The following is a 22,179-nucleotide window of genomic DNA, read 5'->3' on the forward strand; positions in this document are numbered from 1 at the left end:
TTATTCGTTCTCTGCGGTTAAAGGCAGTTCAATTCGGAAGCAAACATCCGCTGATTTATGTGGCACTAATGATAATTCACCACCCATCTGCTTAATACAATCTTGCGCGATGCTAAGCCCTAACCCACTTCCTTTGACGGCGCCTTTTCTTTGGAGGCTGCCTTGATAGAAAGGTTCAAAAATCATATTTTGCTCAGACTCAGGGATAGGCGTGCCCGTATTGGCAACCTCAATGAGTAATTTATTCCCTGTTCTGCGACTTGAGATCCAAATATTACCTGATTCGCCACCATAGTGCACCGCATTGGAGTAGATATTATCAATAACCCTTCCGAGTAAGGTCGGTTCTGCAAGGCAACTGTCCACTTTTAAGCGAATATCAGTGGTAATATCTTTCGCTCTTGCGGGTAAATTATGTGCATTAACAATATCTTCAATAAGCTTTTTCAAATCGACTTGCTGGGCAACGGGCGGCTCATCGACTAATTTCCGATTATAGTCAAGAAGCTGTTCAATAAGTTGCTGAAGATGCTTACTACTCTGATCAAGAATATCAACCACCTCTTTTTGCGAGCTAGTTAACGGGCCTGCAACCTCATCTGCCAATAATTCCGTTCCTTCTCGCATACTGGCTAATGGCGTTTTCAACTCATGGGAAATATGACGTAAAAACTCATGGCGCTGGGATTCTAACCAAGCCAACCGCTCACTTAACCATATAATTCGCTGAGCAATGATCCTCAGCTCTCTCGGGCCTTTAAAGCGATCAGTATCATTTTCCAGAGTCAGCCCCGTCCCTAAACGGTTAATCATACGCTCAATGATTTTAACCGGACCGATAATCATACGAGTAAATAAGGTCACCAACAGCGCGCTCAGCAAGAAGAGGATCAGTGTTTGCCAACCAAATAATTGTCCTTTATTGGCAATGGCTTTTTGAAGCTGTTCACCGCGGCTAAAAATCACCTCTCGAGTTTGCTGAACGACAGCCGTATTTTGCGCGGAGAATTGCTCTAACACTTTGGTCGTGGCTTCCATCGGCTCATTATTTTCACAACTAATCGCTTTTAGCTTTTGCAGCCCAGTAAAAAGCCCCAGCACTTCAGGAGTCTCTGGCAAAATAGTTTTTTGACGTTCCAGCATCTGTTCATAATCAGCAAACTGCTTTTGATACTGCGTCTGTAAGGCTTTGTCTTGCAATACACAATACTGGCGATAACTGCGCTCCATTTCCAGTGCGAGGCTACTCATCGCTTCACTGCGCCGAGCATCAAGCAGCGTAGTTTTATTGATATCTGCCGCTTGGTTGCTCAATTGTTCTAGACTTTGATAAGCCTGATAAGCCAGTACCAGTAATGGCAAAAGGACTAACCAAAAAGCCATGACCACTAGCTGCCGCAATGAGCGCGGAAAAAGGCGCAATTTACTCAACGCATTCATCTCTTACCTATTTATATGTAATTCAATGGTAGCAGAACTCCCATTAATGCGAAAAGTGCTGTTTACATTGATGATAGATAAACCAATAGACAGATAGATAGCAATGAACATGCCAAGAAAGTGAGCTAAACGTGAATGATTTCAGATAAATAGATTAAATATACTATGATTGAATGGAAGGATTAATTCGATAGAAAGAATAAACTTGATAGAAAGGAATATTGATGCCCCAGAAATGGGAAGGCGGAGGGAAGAATTGCTTCTCACCTCCGCCAGCGATACTCGGCATTACGCTTGAATGTCGATTTTTTTCATATGACTATGTCTTTCATTAAAGATAATCATATAGGTGGTGCCTCACTCCACGTGTCGCCCTGTGTTTGATAAAGCTCGAAAGCGAATATCGATGATTTGGACGGTAGGCACCTTACTTTGGCATCATTCGGGTTTTATGTGGTATGTTCCCATTTGCTAGGTTTCCCCAAGCTTGGACCTACATAAGCAATTGAATGAGCAACTGATGGATATTATGCACAACCCGTGCCAACTTTTCAATGAGATTTTTATCTAACTGATTTTCATATAAATTTATTTTCTTACTTGTTCATATCATTTTTGAATTGTTATGAGTGATGAAAAATACCACTGACTCACCATGAATCTGTCTCCAATTTAAGACAGTGAATTCCATCATTTTTAAATCACTTGTTTATCAATAAGATAAATGTCTCCTTTTGGAGACACTAGCAAACCCTATTTGTCGCGAATAGTAGACACTCCAGAAAATTTACCTATTTTCTATTATTTATATTCTCTTTAAACCTATCTATTTAGCGTTGAATGGACGGTATATATCGATTCTTGAAGCCCAAATAAAATATTGCCATCCTATTTATTATCGCTATGATCCTGCGCGTTTCATTTCTGATGTACGTCAGAATTTTATGTTATTCCGCTAGCTTATCCATCCCTATATTGATATAAGACTGGCAAATGGTCTCCTACTTACTCTTGACACTATCGTTTCAAAACTACAATGATAAAAATAGCCCTTATTGATGACCATATTGTTGTTCGCTCCGGTTTTGCCCAATTACTGACGTTAGAACCTGACATTAGTATTGTGGGGCAATATGCGAGTGCGCAAGAAGCATGGCCGCACCTAATTAGCCTCGATATTGACGTGGCAATTATGGATATTTCAATGCCAGATGAGAGCGGTTTACAACTGCTAACCCGTTTACGTAAAAAAAAGCCCGACTTTCGTACTATTATTTTAAGCATCTATGACACTCCTGCTTTCGTGCAAAGTGCACTCGATGCAGGAGCCAGCGCCTATCTCACCAAATGCTGCGGACCTGAAGAATTAGTCCAGGCGGTACGCTCTGTTTACCAAGGTGGATGCTACCTGTGCGCTGATGCAATGCGAGCCTTACGCCAAACACCGCAGCAAAAACAAGGTGTTCAAGAGCTTACTAACCGTGAGCGCGAAGTCTTTGATTTACTGGTAGCAGGTCTCAGTGTGAAAGTCATTGCGGAACAATTAAACCTCAGCCATAAAACAGTGCATGTACATCGCGCAAATGTTCTCGGGAAATTGCAATGCGAAAACACCATTGATTTAGTGCACTATGCCTTAGAACACAACATCATTTCTCGATAGACAGACTTTCTTTCCAGTCAGGTAACGCCCTAACAAGGTAAATAGTAATGAACAAAGCGGCTCGTTTAGGATTACAGTCTCTATTCCTATTATTTACCTACTCACTGATTTGGGTGGGATTATGGATCATCGGCTTTTACCTTAGCCAAAATAGCTTCCAAGCCACCCTATTTCTACCACAAGCCTTACGCCTCACCTTGATGATCTTATTATGGCGACGCTACTGGCCAACTGTTTTACTCGCTGAAGGCCTGCTGACTTACTGGCTTGCGCAAGAACAATTACTCACTCAACCTATTTTGCTGTTATCCCCAATATTGAGCCTGCTGGTTGCGATGGTTATCCAAAATATTTGGTGGCGATATACACTTTATTGGCAACGACTTATTTTGTTATTGGCAGGCGTCGCCGCCAACAGCATACTCAATGCCTTGCTGTTTGGGCTGTTATCTCAATATTCCATTAGCCAATTATTCTTAACGACATTTACAGGCGGAATTCTCCTCTCCCCCTTTGTTTATCTTATCTATGAATACTTGCACGAGCAGCACTATCATATGCTGCTCGACTACGGAACCACGGATAAGCAATTACGTACTTCATTGATTATTTGGTGTTTTCTCTTCTGCCTCGTCGGCTTAAGTGCTCAAATTTTCTTTGCCCCAGAAATTGAGCAACTGATTGTTTTGCTGGTCTTTATTCCCAATATTTTCATGGCATATCGTTATGGTTGGCAAGGCGGCGTGTTATCCGCATTACTTGGAAGCCTAATCATCACCTTCGCAAGACAGTTCCAAGGTGCCTTTGATGATCTCCAAGAGCTACAGCTCTTTTTAAGCTCTCAAGCCCTGATTGGTATTGGATTAGGTATCGCTATCAGCCGCCAAAAGCAACTCTCAAGTAACTTACAACGCTACCGCCAGCGATTAGAAGAAGAGCTTCACGCCCGCCGAGACTTGATGCGCCAATTAGTGCACACCGAAGAAGATGTGAAGAAAGATATCGCCCGTGAACTTCATGATGAAATTGGACAAAATATTACCGCGATCCAAATCCAATCGATGCTGGTGAAGAAAACCGCGGCTAACGATTTAAGCTATAACGCCGCTAGCCAAATCAACGAATTGGCACTACAGATCCACCAAGCCACCCGCCATCTATTGCGCCAATTACGTCCGCCCGTGCTCGATGAAATGTCCCTCGAAAGCGCACTCACCCATTTAATCGGTGAATTTGCTTTCAAGGAAAATAATATTCAATGTGACTTTCATTACGGATTAACTGAAACTCCAGCCAATGAAACGGTGTTATTCACACTTTACCGTTTGGTTCAAGAGCTACTGAACAATATCAGTAAGCACGCCAAAGCCACAAAAATCCACATCTCACTAAATCAACAAGGTGACTCGATACAGCTAATTGTTGATGATAATGGTGTGGGCATTCCTTTTAGCAAACGCACATCAGGCTTTGGTTTGCGTGGAATTGAGGAGCGAGTCAGAGCCTTAGGTGGCGACTGGACGCTAACAACCCAAAGTGGTACCAAAATAATTGTTAACTTGCCCACATTTTGAAATGAAATAGTGAAAAACTAGGAATAATTCTTAGCCTCCTAATACCTTATCTCATCCTTTTATTTAAAAACTTCATTACATTCTGCCAAACGGGAGAAACACAATCATGACGGGTACAAGCAAACTGGATCTGGATAACAATTACCGTTTCTGGCGTCGCCGCCTGATGTTTTCCATGATCATCGGTTATGCCGCTTTTTACCTTACCCGTAAAAGCTTTAATTTTGTGATGCCCGTTATGCAGGCAGAACTGTTTTTAGACAAAAGTGATATTGGTTGGATCGCCTCAGCATTTTACCTTGCGTATGGTCTATCCAAATTTATATCCGGTATTTTCCATGACATTACAGGCTACCGTTGGTTTATGGGGGTTGGTCTCGTAATGACAGGGATCCTCAATATCATTTTTGCCTACTGTTTATCGTTCCCTGCACTGTTAGTCGTTTGGACATTAAACGGATTTTTCCAAGGTTGGGGTTGGCCGCCCTGTGCGCGTATTCTCACTCATTGGTACTCACGGAACGAGCGGGGCTTTTGGTGGGGACTGTGGAATATCTCCATCAATCTCGGGGGAATGGCGCTACCGCTGTTAACGGCGCTGTTGGCGACCCATTACAGTTGGCAAATAGCGCTGATCGTTCCCGGAATTATTGGGGTTATTTTAGGATTATGGCTATGTCGCCAGCTTCGGGGTACGCCCAAAGAAGAACATTTACCCACCGTGGGGCAGTGGCGACATGATGCATTAGAGTTACGCCAAGAGCAGCTTTCTCCCCCGCAATCCATGTGGGTGATTTTAAAACAAACTATTGTGTTTAACCCAATGATTTGGCTGCTCGGTTTCACCTACATTTTGGTTTATCTCATCCGTATTGGGATAAACGATTGGGGAAATTTATGGCTAACCGAAACACACGGAAGCAATTTATTAAGCGCCAATGCCACGTTAGCTCTGTTTGAATTAGGTGGTTTATTAGGTGCATTGTGCGCAGGTTGGGGTTCCGACCTCCTGTTTCGAGGACAACGCGCACCGATGATTTTGCTGTTTTCCTTAGGCCTATTCGTTTCTGTGAATGCCCTATGGTTAATACCAATTCATCACTACGGGCTATTAGCTGCATGCTTCTTAGCCAACGGTTTCTTTGTATTTGGACCACAGATGTTAGTCGGTCTAGCTGCTACAGAATATTGTCATAAAAAGGCAGCTGGAACGGTAACAGGTTATCTTGGGTTGTACGCTTATCTAGGGGCTGCAATCGCAGGATGGCCGCTCTCTCAAGTGATTGCCAATTATGGTTGGTCAGGGATGTTTACCTTACTCGCCAGTGCAGCTGCTTTGATGGGGCTACTACTGATGCCTCTTTTAATTGCCAATGTCAGTAAAAGAGAGCATTTAGCCGGTGCAGTTTCACCGACACATAATAATAGTTAATCCGAAAACGTGAATAAAGGACTGACAATGAAACTTAAGACTCTCTCTACACTTGTTGCAGCAGGTTTATCCCTTGCCGCTATTACGACCACTGCAAACGCAGCTGGCCGTTTAGTGGTTTACTGTAGTGCCACCAACGCGATGTGTGAAGCGGAAACACAAGCATTCGCCAAGAAATACGACGTTAAAACCACGTTCGTTCGCAACGGTTCAGGCAGTACTTTAGCAAAAATCGAAGCTGAAAAACGTAACCCACAAGCAGACGTTTGGTATGGCGGAACCTTAGATCCACATTCACAAGCCGGTGAAATGGATCTGCTAGAGCCGTACAAATCCCCTAACCTGTCTCAAATCATGCCGCAATTCCAAGATCCAGCTAAACGCAAAGGTAACTACTCTTCTGCGGTTTATATCGGTATCTTAGGTTTTGGTGTGAATAAAGATCGTTTAAAAGAGAAAGGATTACCAATTCCTACTTGCTGGAAAGATCTGACTAAGCCTGAATATAAAGGCGAAATTCAAATCGCAGATCCACAAAGTTCAGGTACTGCTTACACTGCATTGGCAACCTTTGACCAACTTTGGGGTAACGAGCAAGCTTTTGATTACCTGAAAAAACTGAACTCTAACATCTCCCAATACACCAAATCAGGTATTGCCCCAGCACGTAACGCAGCTCGCGGCGAATCTGCTATCGGTATCGGCTTCCTGCATGACTACTCTTTAGAAGTTGAAAATGGTGCACCATTGGAGTTAATCGCGCCATGTGAAGGGACAGGCTATGAAATCGGCGGGATCAGTATTCTGAAAAACGCACGTAACATGGACAACGCAAAACTGTTCGTGGATTTCGTTCTGTCTAAAGAAGCCCAAGAACTGAGCTGGAAACAAGGTCAGTCTTACCAAATCCTGACCAACACCACCGCAGAGTCTTCTCCACTGTCTCTGAAACTCAAAGACTTAAACTTAATCAACTATGATATGGATAAATACGGCGACGCTGAAGTCCGTAAGAATCTGATCAACAAGTGGGTTACTGAAGTTAAAATGAGTAAATAAGATGTTGGGTGCGGCGCCTGTCGCCGCACTTTACCTGATTGACTCACGTATGACTCGCGAACTTCGCGATTTAGTGTATTAGCTACTTACTATAAAAAATGATGCCAAATAAAAGAGTGTCTGCGCTACGCAGACGGCTCCAGTCTGGCTCACTCATTAGAACGATAATATTAATTAAGTTTAAAATTATTTTCGTTATAAATCATGAAATTAAACCAATGGTTAATTAACTCAATAATAATAAACTTAGGGGAAAAACAATGCCTCAGACCTTAACCCTAACAGCCTCGAAGAAAAAGGACAGTATCTTCCTTTGGATTCTGATAGCTTGGCTGGGCTTCGCTCTGCTACCCTCATGGAGCCTCGACTACGGCTTATTCGACTCAACGCAAGATGAGATCTTAGCTGCCTATGGCTGGAGCAGTGTCAATATTAGTTGGCTATGGTATTTATTGCCGTCTATTTTACTGTTAAGACCAATCACGCCAGCCGATCGTAATCAAAAAACCCGTCACTATCTTGATATCGCGGTTGCCGCCATCACGGCAATTCTCGTGATTATTACTGCTTATTTAGAGGGTAAGGGATTAGGCTATTCCGCCATCACCTTATTTATCGCCCTTGGTATGATAATGACCCACGCCTTGACTCGTTTAGAGTGGCTGGGTGGCGACCAATTTGTTATTGGCTCCCTTATCACCGTCGTCGCACTGATTGCACTATTTATCATCTTTCCCAGTGTGGCAATTTTTATTCCAATGTTTACTGACGGGAACGGAGATTTTGCACCATTTGCATTTGTGGCTATTTTAACCCAGTCGCATATTGTTCAGGTCATCATCAACTCCATATTCCTCTCACTAGCAGTGGGTGTTGGGTGTACCTTCTTTGGTTTAATCCTGGCGATTTACACTACTCGAATTGCTAAGCGCTCCGCTATTATTGGTCGCGTATTCTCGATTTTACCGATTGTGACCCCGCCGTTTGTTGTCGGTTTAGGCGTCACCTTAATGATGGGTCGCTCAGGCTATATTACTGAGTTTTTAGCTACCTATATGGGGCTAGAAAATACTAACTGGTTATACGGCTTTACCGGTATTTGGTTAGCACAAGTTCTCGCGTTCACCCCGATGTCCTTTATGATCCTTGATGGTGCGATTAAAACTATCCATCCATCACTGGAAGAAGCGTCATACACCTTGCGCGCTAACCGCTACCAGACATTCTTCAACGTGTTTATGCCACTGTTGAAACCGGCACTGGCGAACGCCTTTTTAATCGTGATTGTGCAATCCCTTGCCGACTTCAGTAACCCATTAGTATTAGGGGGTAACTTCGACGTTCTGGCGACACAAATCTATTTCTATATCACCGGTTCCCAGCTTGATTACCAAGCGGCCAGTACGTTAGGCGCTTCCTTACTTGTCTTCTCATTGCTAGTTTTCTGTGTGCAATACATGTGGATTGGTAAACGTTCCTACGTCACCGTTTCCGGTAAGTCATACCGTGGCGATGTTCAACCGCTGCCAGTTTCTCTTGTTGCAACAGTGACAACAATTCTCGGTATTTGGGTCGCGTTTAACGTCTTACTGTACGGCAGCATCTTCTACGGAAGCTTCACGGTGAACTGGGGTGTGGACTACACCTTAACACTGGACAACTTTATCAAACTGTTTGGTCAAGGTTTTGATGATGGTGCATGGCCGTCACTGTTAGACACCCTGTTATATGCGGGTATCGCTGCGCCAATCACCGCGATTTTAGGTCTGCTTATCGCGTATATAGTGGTTCGCCAAGATTTCCGTGGAAAGAAAACCATCGAATTTTCCACCATGTTGTGCTTTGCCGTACCGGGTACTGTGGCTGGGGTTTCTTACATCCTCGCCTTTAACGATACACCGTTCTATTTAACGGGTACCGCGGCGATTGTGATTATCTCCATGACCATGCGTAACGTACCAGTCGGTATTCGTGCAGGTATCGCAGGATTGGGGCAAATTGACAAATCGTTAGATGAGGCTTCCCTCAGCTTACGTGCAGGTTCAATGCGGACAATTTTCCATATCCTGCTGCCATTATTACGCCCTGCGATTTTATCTGCGCTGATCTACAGCTTTGTCCGTGCGATCACCACCGTAAGCGCCATTGTATTCTTGGTAACACCAGACACCCGCGTTGCGACAGCGTATATCTTGAACCGTGTTGAAGATGGTGAATACGGTGTGGCGATTGCTTACGGTTCTATTCTGATCGTGGTCATGCTCGCGATTATCTTCTTATTTGACTATTTAATTGGCGAAGCCCGTGTTTCACGTTCCAAAGCCAAAAATGCACAGTAATCATGGAGTCACTGACATGACACAGAAAAGTTTCGTTGAATTAAAAAATATAACTAAGCGCTTTGGCGACAATACGGTCATTGACGATTTAAGCCTTTCCATCCCACAAGGGAGTATGGTCACCCTATTAGGGCCATCTGGCTGCGGTAAAACCACCGTACTGCGCTTAGTCGCTGGTTTAGAAAAGCCTACTGAAGGGCGTATGTTTATCGATGGCGAAGATGTCACCGACCGCTCTATTCAACAGCGCGATATTTGTATGGTATTCCAATCCTATGCCCTCTTCCCGCATATGTCGTTAGGGGATAACGTGGGATATGGATTGAAAATGCTTGGCTTGCCAAAGGCTGAAATAAAAAAACGTGTAGAAGAAGCGCTGGAACTGGTGGACTTAGCGGGCTTTGCAGACCGTTTCGTTGACCAAATTTCCGGTGGACAGCAGCAGCGTGTTGCACTAGCACGTGCCTTGATTTTAAAACCAAAGGTACTGTTATTTGATGAGCCATTAAGTAACTTGGATGCTAACTTACGCCGTAGCATGCGTGAAAAAATCCGTGAACTGCAACAGCAATTTAATATTACCTCACTGTACGTGACTCACGACCAGAGTGAAGCTTTTGCGGTTTCGGATATGGTTCTGGTAATGAACAAAGGTAAAATCATGCAGTTAGGTTCACCTCAAGAACTGTACCGCCAACCTGCTTCCAAGTTTATGGCGAGCTTTATGGGTGATGCGAACATTTTCCCTGCTACACTCAGCAGCGATTCCGTGGATATCTTTAATTACCGTTTACCGCGCCCTGCGCTGTTTTCAACAGATAAAACTCAAGTCACTGTCGGTGTTCGCCCTGAAGCCATCACATTAAGCAAACAAGGTGAAGATAGCCAACGCTGTACCATCACTCATGTGGCTTATATGGGACCGCAATATGAGGTCACGGTAGATTGGCACGGCCAATCAATGCTATTACAGATCAATGCGACTCAATTGCAACCGTCTGTGGGTGAAGATCTTTACCTGCAAATCCACCCATACGGGATGTTTATTTTAGAATAATATTCTCTGTTTTAGATGCATCTTAACCGCCCGATTGGGCGGTTTTTTTATGGATAACAGATAAAAAAACACCCTATAAATCAGGAGATCTATAGGGTGTTTAGTTTTTAGCGCTAAATTAAAACAGACGTTTTAATCTCAGCCTAATTGCTTACGTGCATTACGGAAAATGCGCATCCATGGGCTATCTTCACCCCAGTTTTCTGGGTGCCAAGAGTTGCTTACCGTACGGAAGACACGCTCAGGGTGCGGCATCATAATCGTCGCGCGACCATCCGTTGATGTCACTGCCGTAATCCCATTCACAGAACCATTCGGGTTCGCTGGGTATTGCTCAGTCACTTGACCGTAATTATTCACAAAACGCATTGCCACCAGCGCGTTATTTTCTAACTGCGTTAAATGAGTTGGCGCACGAGTTTCTACTTGGCCTTCACCGTGAGAAACCGCAATCGGCATACGTGATCCCGCCATATCTTGCAGCAGTAATGATGGGCTATTTGCAATTTCAACTAAGCTGAAGCGTGCTTCAAAACGCTCTGAACGGTTACGGACAAAACGTGGCCAATATTCAGCACCAGGGATCAGGTCATGCAAGTTAGACATCATCTGACAACCATTACATACACCTAATGATAAGGTGTCTGGACGATTGAAGAAGGTCGCAAACTCATCACGAACACGGTTATTGAACAGAATGGACTTCGCCCAACCTTCACCAGCGCCTAATACGTCACCGTATGAGAAACCACCGCATGCCACTAGTGCTTGGAACTGCTCCAGAGACAAGTTGCCCGCCAGTAAATCACTCATGTGGACGTCGATAGCATCAAAGCCTGCACGATCCCATGCCGCTGCCATTTCAACGTGGGAGTTAACCCCTTGCTCGCGCAGCACTGCCACTTTAGGACGAACACCCGATGCGATATACGGAGCAGCAATATCCTCTGCGATATCGTAAGTCAGCTTCACATTCAGACCTGGGTCTTGATTGTCTTTCTTCGCGTCATGCTCTTGATCTGCGCACTCTTCGTTATCACGTAAGCGCTGCATCTGCCATGTAGTTTCAGCCCAGCACTCACGTAGAGCACTACGAGAACCATTGTAAACGACAGTATCACGGCTATTAATAATCACCGCATCGTCATGAGTTGCAGAACCAAGATAGTGAACACAGCCTGCCAAGCCAGCATCGGCAAAACACTGCTCTACATATTGGCGTTCGGCACCTTGGATTTGGATCACTGCGCCCAGCTCTTCATTAAACAGTGCCGCTAAGGTGTCTTCATCAAATGAACTGATATCCACGTTAATACCGCAATGACCCGCAAATGCCATTTCCACTAACGTGACAAACAGCCCGCCATCAGAACGGTCATGGTAAGCCAGTAGTTTTTGCTCAGATAACAGTTTTTGGATGGTATTAAAGAAGCCTAACAACAGCGCTGGGTCACGAACATCTGGCGCTTTATTACCTAATTGACGGTAAACTTGCGCCAATGCAGAGCCACCAAGCGCATTGTGACCTTGACCAAGGTCGATTAATAACAAGCCGTTATCTACCGTAGTTTTCAGCTCTGGCGTCACCGTTAAACGAACATCTTCAACACGACCAAATGCACTGATAATCAATGATAATGGCGACGTCATTTCACGCTCTTCACCATTTTGCTGCCAGCGAGTCTTCATTGACATTGAGTCTTTACCCACTGGGATTGTCAGACCTAATGCCGGACACAATTCTTCACCGACCGCTTTAACTGCTTCGTACAGACCTGCGTCTTCCCCTGGGTGACCCGCTGCAGACATCCAGTTAGCAGATAGCTTCACGCGCTTAAGGTCTTGTACATAAGAGCATGCTAAGTTGGTTAGTGCTTCACCCACTGCCATACGCGCAGAAGCGGCAAAATCCAATAATGCCACAGGCGTTCTTTCGCCAATAGACATTGATTCACCATAATAGCTATCCAAACTTGCGGTTGTCACCGCGCAGTCAGCGACTGGGATTTGCCATGGACCAACCATTTGGTCACGAGCAACCATTCCCGTCACAGTGCGGTCACCAATAGTGATTAAGAAGGTTTTTTCTGCCACAGCCGGTAAATGCAGAACACGCTTAACAGCTTCAGTTAAATCGATGGCGGTTCTATCCAGCGATTCAGGCTCGGCTTTCAGTGTTGTCACATCACGCAACATTTTCGGCGTTTTGCCCAACAATACATCCAGTGGCATGTCAATTGGTTGGTTATCAAAATGCTCATCATTAAGGGTTAAATGACGCTCTTCCGTTGCTTCACCGATCACAGCAAACGGCGCGCGTTCACGCTCACAAATTTCAGTGAATAATGCCAGTTGTTCTGGAGCAACCGCCATCACATAGCGCTCTTGGGATTCGTTACACCACACTTCCAGTGGGCTCATTCCTGGTTCATCATTAAGAATTTTACGCAGTTCAAAACGACCACCACGACCGCCATCGCTCACCAGTTCAGGCATTGCGTTGGATAATCCCCCCGCACCAACATCATGGATAAACAGAATTGGGTTTTTATCACCTAGCTGCCAGCATTTGTCGATCACTTCTTGGCAACGACGCTCCATTTCGGCGTTATCACGTTGAACAGAAGCAAAATCAAGATCCGCCGCAGATTGACCGGATGTCATGGATGATGCAGCTCCGCCTCCTAGACCGATATTCATCGAAGGGCCACCCAAAACGATGAGCTTAGCGCCAACGGTAATTTCACCTTTTTGAACGTGATCCGCACGGATGTTACCAATACCACCCGCTAACATAATTGGCTTATGGTAACCACGTAATTCTTCACCATTGTGGCTATTCACTTTCTCTTCATAGGTACGGAAATAACCTAATAATGCGGGACGCCCAAATTCGTTGTTAAATGCCGCCCCGCCTAAAGGACCTTCCGTCATAATATCGAGTGCAGTCACAATACGTTCAGGCTTGCCGAAATCTTCTTCCCAAGGTTGTTCAAAACCCGGAATACGTAAGTTTGAAACGGAGAAGCCCACTAAACCTGCTTTTGGTTTTGCACCGCGACCTGTTGCGCCTTCATCACGAATTTCACCACCAGAACCAGTTGCAGCCCCCGGCCATGGAGAGATTGCCGTTGGGTGGTTATGGGTTTCCACTTTCATCAAAATATGTGCATCTTCTTGATGATAACGATAAGTACGTCCATCTGGCTCAGGGAAGAAACGACCTACTGAGGAACCTTCCATTACTGCCGCATTATCTTTATAAGCAGACAAGACGTGATCTGGCGTTTTTTCAAAGGTGTTTTTGATCATTTTAAACAGGGATTTTGGCTGTGTTTCCCCGTCAATAATCCAATCCGCATTGAAAATTTTATGGCGGCAATGTTCTGAGTTTGCTTGCGCAAACATATATAGCTCAACATCCGTTGGATTACGTTTTAACCCTGTGAATGCCTCTAATAGATAATCAATTTCATCGTCAGCTAACGCTAAGCCCATCTCTTTGTTAGCTGTGTCTAGTGCTTGGCGCCCGCCAGCGATGATATCAATCACTTTCATTGGGGCAGGCTGTTGCTGAATAAATAGTGCCTCAGCTTGTTCAAAAGAGGCAAAGACCGTTTCCATCATTCGGTCATGTAACAGGCTGATAACCAAATCCCACTGCTCGCTTGTCAGTGAATCGGCTTGAATATAGTAGGCAACGCCGCGTTCAATACGTTTAACCTGTGTTAGGCCACAGTTATGTGCGATATCCGTTGCTTTAGAAGACCAAGGAGAGATAGTTCCTGGGCGTGGGGTGACTAAAATCAGTTTTCCAAATGGCTCATGCTCTGCCAGAGAAGGACCATATTTTAATAAACTACTCAGTTTACCTTGCTCACTGCCACTTAATGGGGCTGATAGCTCAGCAAAATGCATATATTCAGCATAGATATCCGTTACTGGGAGCTGTTTTTCAGCAAACAGCGCCAAAAGGCGGGTAATACGAAATGCTGATAGTGCCGGTGAGCCACGCAAAATTTCCATAGTCTTAAATTCTCTCTTTTAAACGCCAGCCCTGATCACGAAAGCAGGGAAACCGGAGTCCATTATAGAGCAATGTTCATCAATACGAAACCGTTTGCGTGACTAAAAATAGAGCGATTAGTTAAATATTAATATGTGCTAAATACGATAATATTAGTTGCACCGATCATCATTGTTAGAGCAAAATACGAAACCACTGGATTTATAACCATGATTAAACAGTTTTTATTAAGCGCACAACACCAGTTCCTGCACGAGAAATAATTATTTGAATAACCTAAAAGTTAACTATTTTATTATCGTGGTCATCGCTTTACTTGCCACCATGATCATTGGCTTCAATGTCCGATGGTCTAATACGCAAAACACCCAAGTCGACAAAATTATCTCTCGGGGTGAGTTACGTATTAGCGCAGTAAGTTCACCACTCATTTATATTGATGAGCAGCGTCAGCTACGTGGCTTTGACTACGAGCTTGCTCAAGGCTTTGCCACGTACCTAGGTATTAAACTCAAAATTATTATTCGCCCGACTATTGAACAGATTTTCGAAGATCTCGATAACGACGATGCCGACATCGCTGTGGCGGGGCTGCTGTATAATAAAGACCGTTTGGAAACCATGAAAACGGGTCCAAGCTATTTGAGTGTTACTCAGCAATTGGTTTACCGTAAAGGTACTACGCGCCCAAAAACCTTTAATGACCTGAAAGGGAAATTAATGGTTATCGCGGGGAGCACTCATGCAAGCACGTTAAAAGCACTTTCAGCGCAATATCCTAATCTTAAGTGGGAAGAAAGCAGCAACTATACACCAAGTCAATTATTAGAAATGGTGGCCGAAGGTGAAATTGATTACACCCTTGAAGATTCTATTGCGGTCTCTTTGCAGCAACGTATTCATCCTAAAGTCGCCGTGGCATTTGATTTGCGCGATGACCATGCCATTACATGGTATTTAAGCCGCCAACATGACAACAGCCTAGATGCCGCCCTGCTCGATTTTTTTAATCTCAGCAATCAGAACGATCTTCTTGCTCGCTTGATTGAAAAGCATTTCAGCCATGTGGAATCCTTCGATTATTTCGATACCATAACGTTTATTAGCGCCATAAATAATAAACTGCCGGATTATCAACCTCTCTTTGAGAAATATGCTGAGACCGTTGAGAGCATCGATTGGAAATTACTTGCTGCAATAGCTTGGCAAGAATCTCACTGGAATCCTCTTGCAACCTCACCGACTGGCGTTCGTGGGATCATGATGCTCACCAAACCAACGGCTGCAACTATGGGAATTGAAGACAGGTTAGATCCAGAGGGGAGCATTAAAGGTGGGGCTGCGTATTTAGCCTATATTATGAAACGCTTACCCGATTCTATCGCTGAAGATGATCGCATTTGGTTTACCCTTGCTGCCTATAATATGGGTTATGGGCATATGCTGGATGTGCGAAAACTAACGCAAAGACTTGGCGGTAATCCTGACCGCTGGCTTGATGTTAAAGCAAATTTACCCTTGCTAACTCAGCAAAAATATTATTCCCAACTCACTTATGGTTATGCCCGAGGACACGAAGCTTATCGCTATGTAGAAAATATTCGTCGCTATCATCAAAGCTTAGTGGGTTATTTGCAAAGTCAGGAGAAAAAGCAGAAAACACTCGAAATTGCCAAGAAATCTCACGTTTACGTTGTAGTGCCAAATGAGAACTCGCCGCTTTCCTCTTATGTGATGCCTGATGTGGTGTCAGCAAAAGTGGATATCACGCCCAAAGCGTCAGCAAATCTCGGTGTGTTTAATGCCAAGGAAAATACTCGTGCACCAAACGACTCTCTAGGGAAATATATTTTGGCAAAACCAACACGTTCGAGTTCCACCGATAATAACGTAGCCTTACAAAAGGAAACATCAATTGAAGACTAGCTTTCGGGATTTTGAGCCTGCTTTTCTTGACGTCTCTGCTCTTTAATTTGTGCTCTGCGCATTCTAAAAAAATCGCTGAGCATGGATGAGCAAGTTTCTTCAAGTACACCACTCGTCACTTCAACATAGTGGTTTAAACCTGGCTGCGACATGATATTAATGAAGGAGCCACATGCCCCCGTTTTAAAATCGTTCGCGCCGTACACCACTCGACCGATGCGGCTATGGATCATCGCCCCTGCACACATAATGCAAGGTTCTAAAGTGACATACAGCGTTGTGTCTAATAAACGGTAATTCTGTAGTGCGGTGCCCGCTTTTTGTAAGGTAATAATTTCGGCATGGGCGGTAGGGTCGTGATTTTCAATGGAGTGGTTCCAGCCTTCTGCTACTAGTTGGTTATCTTTGACCAGTAACGCACCGACAGGAATTTCCCCTGCATCTTGAGCTTTTTTTGCTAGCTCAAGAGCTTGAGCCATCCAATACTCGTCGATTTCTAATTGCGTCACTCTAGCCTCTCATTCATCCACACTCGAAAAGTTGATTATTACGAAATGTTAAAATGACTGCAAATTGAATCTGATATTAATCAACAACTAATTACTAAAAATGGCAAGTTTTGCTGCGAACCCCATAAAGAATGCACCGACAGTGCAATTTCCCAATTTCGCCAAAATCTGCTTTTCCCGTAAAAAGCGCGCTATCAAGTAGCCACTGAATATCAATAAGCTTAGATACAAGAAGCTAACCGTCTCTAAGATAACCGCTAATACCATGTACGGCACCCAAGCATGGCTATAATTGAAGTCGATAAATTGAATAAAGAACGAGATATAGAACAAAATTGCTTTCGGATTCGTTAAGCTAAGTACCAACGCGCGAGTGAAGTAATTTTCTTTTCTTACTTCAATCTGCTCAACCCCTGCTGATAACGATTTTTTCTGCCAAAAAGTTGCATATAAGATTTTGCACCCTAAGTACAAAAGATAAGCTGCCCCTAAGTATCTTACGATGGTAAACAGCGTTGGAGAGGCTTTGATCACCGAGGCAACACCAATGAATGAAAGAAAAATCAGTATTGCATCGCCAGTGAAAACACCGATTGCAGCGCGATATCCCGCTTTAGTCCCATGTGAAGTACTTGATTTTAATACATACAGTGAGTTCGGACCAGGAACAATGATGATAAGCACCAATCCCGCTAAGTAAGTCCAAAAATTCAATACCCCTAGATTTTCAAACATGACTACTTCCTAATTGTTTTTTCTTATTACTATCACAGTTGCGATCCATTGTGAATATTCTACTTTTATTAATTTTTAAATCATTTGAATATATAAAACGAACTAATAATTAACATTATTTTTAAAATCTCTCTCATTAAATATGATTAACCCGCACTTAAGTTTTCATAGTTTAAATAAGAGGAATAAACATGGCTTTTATTAGAAGAACCGTGCAATCAAGTATCTTTGAAGAGTTTTACCCAACAACGCTTGCATTCAGCGCTGCTAAGAAAAATTACTTCTTAGGGCATTCAAAAGATAAATCCTACATGATCTATAACATGACAGATGCCGGAAAAATTGAACCTACCGTTGTCGTACAAAAAGGTAAATTAAAAACCTATCTGCAAAATATTCAAGCTTTCTACGATCCAACACAGAACAAACAGTATCTGTACGGTTATAATCTCGATGAGAAAGTTATCGATGTTTATCAAATCGCTGATAATGCCAGCATCGTGCTAATGTATTCTGAGGAGTTCAACGTTGAAGACTCTATAAAATCAGCGACCTTCTTTATCATTAATGGTGTACTGTGCTTCTATACGCAATCTGATAAAACTAAGAGCTGGTATATCTATAACTTAATTAATTATTAATTTAATATTTGCTATTAACTATTAATTGCTTTCTTCCATAAGAGCTTAAATTAAGCTCTTATTCTATTTGTATAAATAGAGCCTTTTTATATTATTAATTCGACTTTATTTACAAACTATCCACTTTAAATAATACTTAGAACTTTCAATTATTCTGCTTGTTTATCACTGTTTTTTAGTTGGTCATCTCCGTTCACTCGCACATAATTCAGTGTCTAATTGATTTACTTCAGTGTAAAATGACGTTCGAAGACGTATACTACTGGTTTAAATCTGATATAACTAATTGAAATGGCACTATTAATTACTAAAAAATGCATTAACTGCGATATGTGATTCATAGTCTTATATTTCATTTAAAATCAATTAGATAAAACCAAGTGTTACTCATTGTGTTTCAGAGTTTTTGTGTTGCTTCCTCATGATTTGATCTTCTATAACACAAAACCACCTTTCCCTTATTGCAATCTATAAATTTACTGTATATAAATACTGTATAAATAAACAGTGAAATAAGGTTGTATATATGCCGCGTATAGAGATCCTCTTTGATAAAGAATCAAAGCAAAAGCCTAACGATAGAACCCGTGATGCCCTGCAAGAGCAAATCATAAAAAGAATTGGTGAGCGATTTGGTCCATTGAGTTTACGTGTCGCCATGAGTTCGTCACAGTCACTGACTATCAGTGAAACTAAAACAGATGACGAGAAAGAAGAGATAGGTCAAATTTTGGAAGAGATCTGGCAAGATGATTCGTGGGTACCGGCATGAAAAAAGACGAGTATGTAGAACTTGAAGCTGATAACGCAGAATTCATTCCAAAGCTAGAAAAAGCTCAGTTGTCTATTGATAACCCGCCCGGCTTTGTGTTCATGAAATTTGTATTTTCTGATCCTATGTTCAATGAAGAAACTCGAGAAATGCAAAATATAGAAAGGGAGCCGGTGCAATCATTTATGGCAGAAAGTGTCGCTAAAGAATTACTAACCCAATTGGAGAGGCATTTTTACGGTAACTCAAAAGCGGAAAAATTTGAGTCTAAAAAATACCTAATGTGATGAAAAGCCGCGATATGCGGCTTTATTCTTTCCGTAAATATCGTCATTTGATAACATACATATAATCAATGATACTCGCAGCGATGTAAAATAGGCATCTTTATGAAAACAAAAATATTACTATCAGTCATAATCCCTTGCTTCAATAATGGAGAGTATGTATATGACTGCCTGAACTCCTTACCTATATCAGCTACAGATCTAATTGAAGTAATTGTTGTCAATGATGGATCAACAGATAACTCGGAATCGGAAATAGAACGCTTTAAATATTCGCATGAAAATATATCTTCTAATGTTCTTCTGATAAACCAAAAAAATCAAGGCGTATCTATTGCAAGAAATAATGGGATAAAGCATGCGAACGGAAAATATATTGCATTTTTAGATGCTGATGACCTTTGGACACCATCATTATGGGAAACGATTAAACCTGTGATGTTAGATCACAAACCAGATATGATCATATTTAATGCATCTAGATTCTACAATGATAATCCAAAAGAAACATACCCTCTATCAGTAACGAATCTAGATAACGGCTATCACATAGTCAATCAATTAACTGATTTATCAGGGATATTTGAGAAAAACAGTTGGTTTTCATGGTGCCGAGTCTATAAAAAAGAACTATTCGATGATATTAAGTTTCCTTGTGGTCGTGAATATGAAGATTTAGCAATAATTCCAGTTATTACTGCGAAGATAAAAAATATTTTTAGTATTTCTGCCCCATTGGTTTTATATAGAACTAGGTCTACAAGCATAACTGGAAGCCCAAAAGAAAAGCACATTGATGATGTGATGTATGCTATGGAGTCTTTATATTCGATATATTCAAATTCTAATAAGTCCGATAGTGTCATCAATATGTTGGCTAAAACAATGGAGCATGAATACAGCTTACTTAGAAGCATTAATAAAAAAGTACGCGGATATTGTCATTTCAATAATACTCAGATTAAGAATATAAAATCCCTACTAAAACCATTTCAAAATGAATTTAAGTTAAGCATGAAACTTAAAACCAAATTCATTTGGCTTTACAGTAAAATAGAAGAAATAAAAAACCATTAATATGATAATAATATCGCCCATTAGTTGTGGGCGACTATTCTTATACTGGCAACGTCAGAGATTTAATATCATGTAGAGTTGAAGCTCGATTTAGAGAAATCCGATACTCTTTCAATGCTATCAATTTTTCAATTTCCTCACTAGTCGCAACTCCCATATCAAAAGAATCCTGAAGCGGGTCTATAAGACTCGACACTTCATTCATTAGTTGTTTTTTCTTAAGATCAATTTGGGAACGGTTGTAGTTATCTAATGATTGATACTCATATAGTTTTCCATCTTTAATCTTATGAATATCAATATTGACATGGGTATTAGCATCAAGCTCACATATATATGCACCGTCGGGATAAAGCATTGAGACATCATGATGCATTGAAATAATGAATCCATCGTCATCATACAAAACCTTCAATGAGTTATTTGCGAAATTTGATTGCTGTTTGTACCAATCCCCATCGATATTACGCAAATAAATAACATTAGAATAATGATCTTCTTCTGGAATATATCGTTCAAACTTTTTAGTTAGTGACATTTACCCACACTCCATTGACCAATATTTGCAAAGTAGCGGTTCTTATACGGTCACACCAGACATCTCCTGGTCCTCCATTTTTGTTCCTCATGCCAACGATAAATTGGTTAGCTGGAGATGTAGACCAGCCACTATATCCCATTGCAGTTTCAGTATAAGCTGAGATCCTAAAGTTTTTACTGTTAAGGGTACCTCCTATTTTGGAGTCAACTTCTGACTTATTGTATGTTTCTGATTTAGTGTAACTATCTCCATTTAATGCATAATTCCCCGTAGGTTGATAATTTCCCTTCGGTTGATAGCGCCCATCGCCTTCTGCCTTGGTATAGCTTTCCCCTTTGAGTGCATAATTACCTGTCGGCTGATAATTACCTTTCGGTTGATATCTTCCATCTGATTCTGATTTTGAGTAGCTATACCCAGCAGCTTGATAGCTTCCTTTGGGTTGAAATCGACCATCTTCTTCCGCTTTAGTATAGCTTTCACCTTTTACCGCGTAGTTTCCTGCTGGCTGATAACTACCTTTTGGCTGGTATCGACCATCGCCCTCTGCTTTCGTGTAGCTATCACCTTTCATTGCATAGTTAGCAGCAGGAGCATAGTTGCCTTTCGGTTGATAGTTTGTATCAGATTCTGATTTTGAGTAACTATACCCTGCAACCTGATAATTCCCCAAAGGCTGGTATCGCTTATCCGACTCCGTCTTGTTATAAACGTTGATGTCGCCAGCGGTTAAGTCCGCTTTTAATTCAGCCCACTGAGCACCAGCAACCGGCTCTATTTCATTATTCTCAACTTTGGACTGCCACACTTTGTTTTTATGATAAACAATGGCTCGAATAGGATAAGGCTTGCCCTCTTCTGCCCATTTAGGAAAACCGTAATTTTGGATCTCACCCACCGCTTCAGTAATATCGTGAAATATGCCATTCATTTTTTCACGTTCGATATCTTTAGCTGCAGGGTCTGATACTTGATCGCGCTCATAATCATATCCATAGCCTTGCGTGTAAGACACGGCGCCATCGGATTGCACTTCATTGGGAATAGAAGTTCGATCCCCTTGTGTTGCAAAGGGAACTTTAAAGATTTTAGTCATTGTG

General features: G+C 42.3%; 17 protein-coding genes. 11 read left to right on the plus strand and 6 right to left on the minus strand.

The window, feature by feature from the left end; genetic code table 11:
- Complete coding sequence (locus tag ACIH2S_RS12825) at nt 1-1,440, minus strand: sensor histidine kinase (protein WP_036949462.1); 1,440 nt, start codon at nt 1,438-1,440, stop codon at nt 1-3.
- A 1,036-nt stretch (nt 1,441-2,476) separates the two neighbouring features.
- Between ACIH2S_RS12825 and ACIH2S_RS12830 the strand changes: the two genes are divergently transcribed.
- The 6 genes from ACIH2S_RS12830 (at nt 2,477) to fbpC (ending at nt 10,564) form a co-directional block, all read left to right on the plus strand.
- A complete protein-coding gene (locus ACIH2S_RS12830) occupies nt 2,477-3,103 on the plus strand; it encodes a response regulator transcription factor (RefSeq protein WP_036949460.1) in 627 nt (208 codons plus the stop codon).
- Nucleotides 3,104-3,150: 47 nt separating this feature from the next.
- A complete protein-coding gene (locus ACIH2S_RS12835) occupies nt 3,151-4,677 on the plus strand; it encodes an MASE1 domain-containing sensor histidine kinase (protein WP_321146483.1) in 1,527 nt (508 codons plus the stop codon).
- 106 nt (nt 4,678-4,783) lie between these two features.
- A complete protein-coding gene (gene uhpC, locus ACIH2S_RS12840; protein WP_108478532.1) occupies nt 4,784-6,109 on the plus strand; it encodes an MFS transporter family glucose-6-phosphate receptor UhpC in 1,326 nt (441 codons plus the stop codon).
- A 27-nt stretch (nt 6,110-6,136) separates the two neighbouring features.
- Complete coding sequence (locus tag ACIH2S_RS12845) at nt 6,137-7,168, plus strand: ABC transporter substrate-binding protein (protein ID WP_036949455.1); 1,032 nt, start codon at nt 6,137-6,139, stop codon at nt 7,166-7,168.
- Between the two features lie 260 nt (nt 7,169-7,428).
- On the plus strand, nt 7,429-9,507 hold the full coding sequence (locus tag ACIH2S_RS12850) for an ABC transporter permease (RefSeq protein WP_108478531.1): 2,079 nt from the start codon (nt 7,429-7,431) through the stop codon (nt 9,505-9,507).
- Between the two features lie 16 nt (nt 9,508-9,523).
- Complete coding sequence (fbpC, locus tag ACIH2S_RS12855) at nt 9,524-10,564, plus strand: ferric ABC transporter ATP-binding protein (RefSeq protein WP_108478530.1); 1,041 nt, start codon at nt 9,524-9,526, stop codon at nt 10,562-10,564.
- Nucleotides 10,565-10,702: 138 nt separating this feature from the next.
- Here fbpC and purL read toward each other — a convergent pair whose 3' ends face one another.
- Nucleotides 10,703-14,590: a phosphoribosylformylglycinamidine synthase gene (gene purL / locus ACIH2S_RS12860; protein ID WP_349487913.1), complete on the minus strand. Its 3,888-nt coding sequence runs from the start codon at nt 14,588-14,590 to the stop codon at nt 10,703-10,705.
- Between the two features lie 268 nt (nt 14,591-14,858).
- Here purL and mltF point away from each other — a divergent pair, with 268 nt between their 5' ends.
- Nucleotides 14,859-16,517 (plus strand): membrane-bound lytic murein transglycosylase MltF, encoded by a 1,659-nt coding sequence (mltF, locus tag ACIH2S_RS12865; RefSeq protein ID WP_036949448.1) that lies wholly within the window; start codon nt 14,859-14,861, stop codon nt 16,515-16,517.
- Here mltF and tadA read toward each other — a convergent pair.
- Both tadA and leuE read right to left on the minus strand, forming a co-directional pair.
- Nucleotides 16,514-17,026, minus strand: coding sequence for a tRNA adenosine(34) deaminase TadA (gene tadA, locus ACIH2S_RS12870; RefSeq protein ID WP_036949447.1), 513 nt, complete (start codon nt 17,024-17,026; stop codon nt 16,514-16,516). The two genes, mltF and tadA, sit on opposite strands and share 4 nt — an antisense overlap.
- An 87-nt stretch (nt 17,027-17,113) precedes the next feature.
- Nucleotides 17,114-17,761, minus strand: a complete 648-nt coding sequence (gene leuE / locus ACIH2S_RS12875; protein ID WP_036949445.1) for a leucine efflux protein LeuE — start codon at nt 17,759-17,761, stop codon at nt 17,114-17,116.
- Between the two features lie 191 nt (nt 17,762-17,952).
- On the opposite strand from leuE, the gene ACIH2S_RS12880 reads away from it, so the two are divergent.
- From ACIH2S_RS12880 to ACIH2S_RS12895, 4 genes are all read left to right on the plus strand, one after another.
- Nucleotides 17,953-18,402: an XRE family transcriptional regulator gene (locus ACIH2S_RS12880; RefSeq protein ID WP_108478528.1), complete on the plus strand. Its 450-nt coding sequence runs from the start codon at nt 17,953-17,955 to the stop codon at nt 18,400-18,402.
- Nucleotides 18,403-18,928: 526 nt separating this feature from the next.
- Entirely contained in the window at nt 18,929-19,174 is a 246-nt protein-coding gene (locus tag ACIH2S_RS12885; RefSeq protein ID WP_006814729.1) for a DinI-like family protein, read from the plus strand.
- Nucleotides 19,171-19,461 carry a hypothetical protein gene (locus ACIH2S_RS12890; RefSeq protein WP_006814730.1) on the plus strand — a complete coding sequence of 97 codons (291 nt, stop codon included), beginning with the start codon at nt 19,171-19,173 and terminating at the stop codon, nt 19,459-19,461. Before ACIH2S_RS12885 ends, ACIH2S_RS12890 begins: the two co-directional genes overlap by 4 nt.
- 102 nt (nt 19,462-19,563) lie before the next feature.
- Entirely contained in the window at nt 19,564-20,538 is a 975-nt protein-coding gene (locus ACIH2S_RS12895) for a glycosyltransferase family 2 protein (RefSeq protein ID WP_006814731.1), read from the plus strand.
- A 40-nt stretch (nt 20,539-20,578) separates the two neighbouring features.
- Here ACIH2S_RS12895 and ACIH2S_RS12900 read toward each other — a convergent pair whose 3' ends face one another.
- Nucleotides 20,579-21,076, minus strand: coding sequence for a tail fiber assembly protein (locus tag ACIH2S_RS12900; protein ID WP_006814732.1), 498 nt, complete (start codon nt 21,074-21,076; stop codon nt 20,579-20,581).
- Nucleotides 21,063-22,175 carry a hypothetical protein gene (locus ACIH2S_RS12905; protein WP_430247527.1) on the minus strand — a complete coding sequence of 371 codons (1,113 nt, stop codon included), beginning with the start codon at nt 22,173-22,175 and terminating at the stop codon, nt 21,063-21,065. The genes ACIH2S_RS12900 and ACIH2S_RS12905 overlap by 14 nt, the downstream gene beginning before the upstream one ends.
- Nucleotides 22,176-22,179 lie beyond the last annotated feature (4 nt).

It is taken from the genome of Providencia lanzhouensis, assembly GCF_050469745.1.
Taxonomy (GTDB): Bacteria; Pseudomonadota; Gammaproteobacteria; order Enterobacterales; family Enterobacteriaceae; genus Providencia; species Providencia lanzhouensis.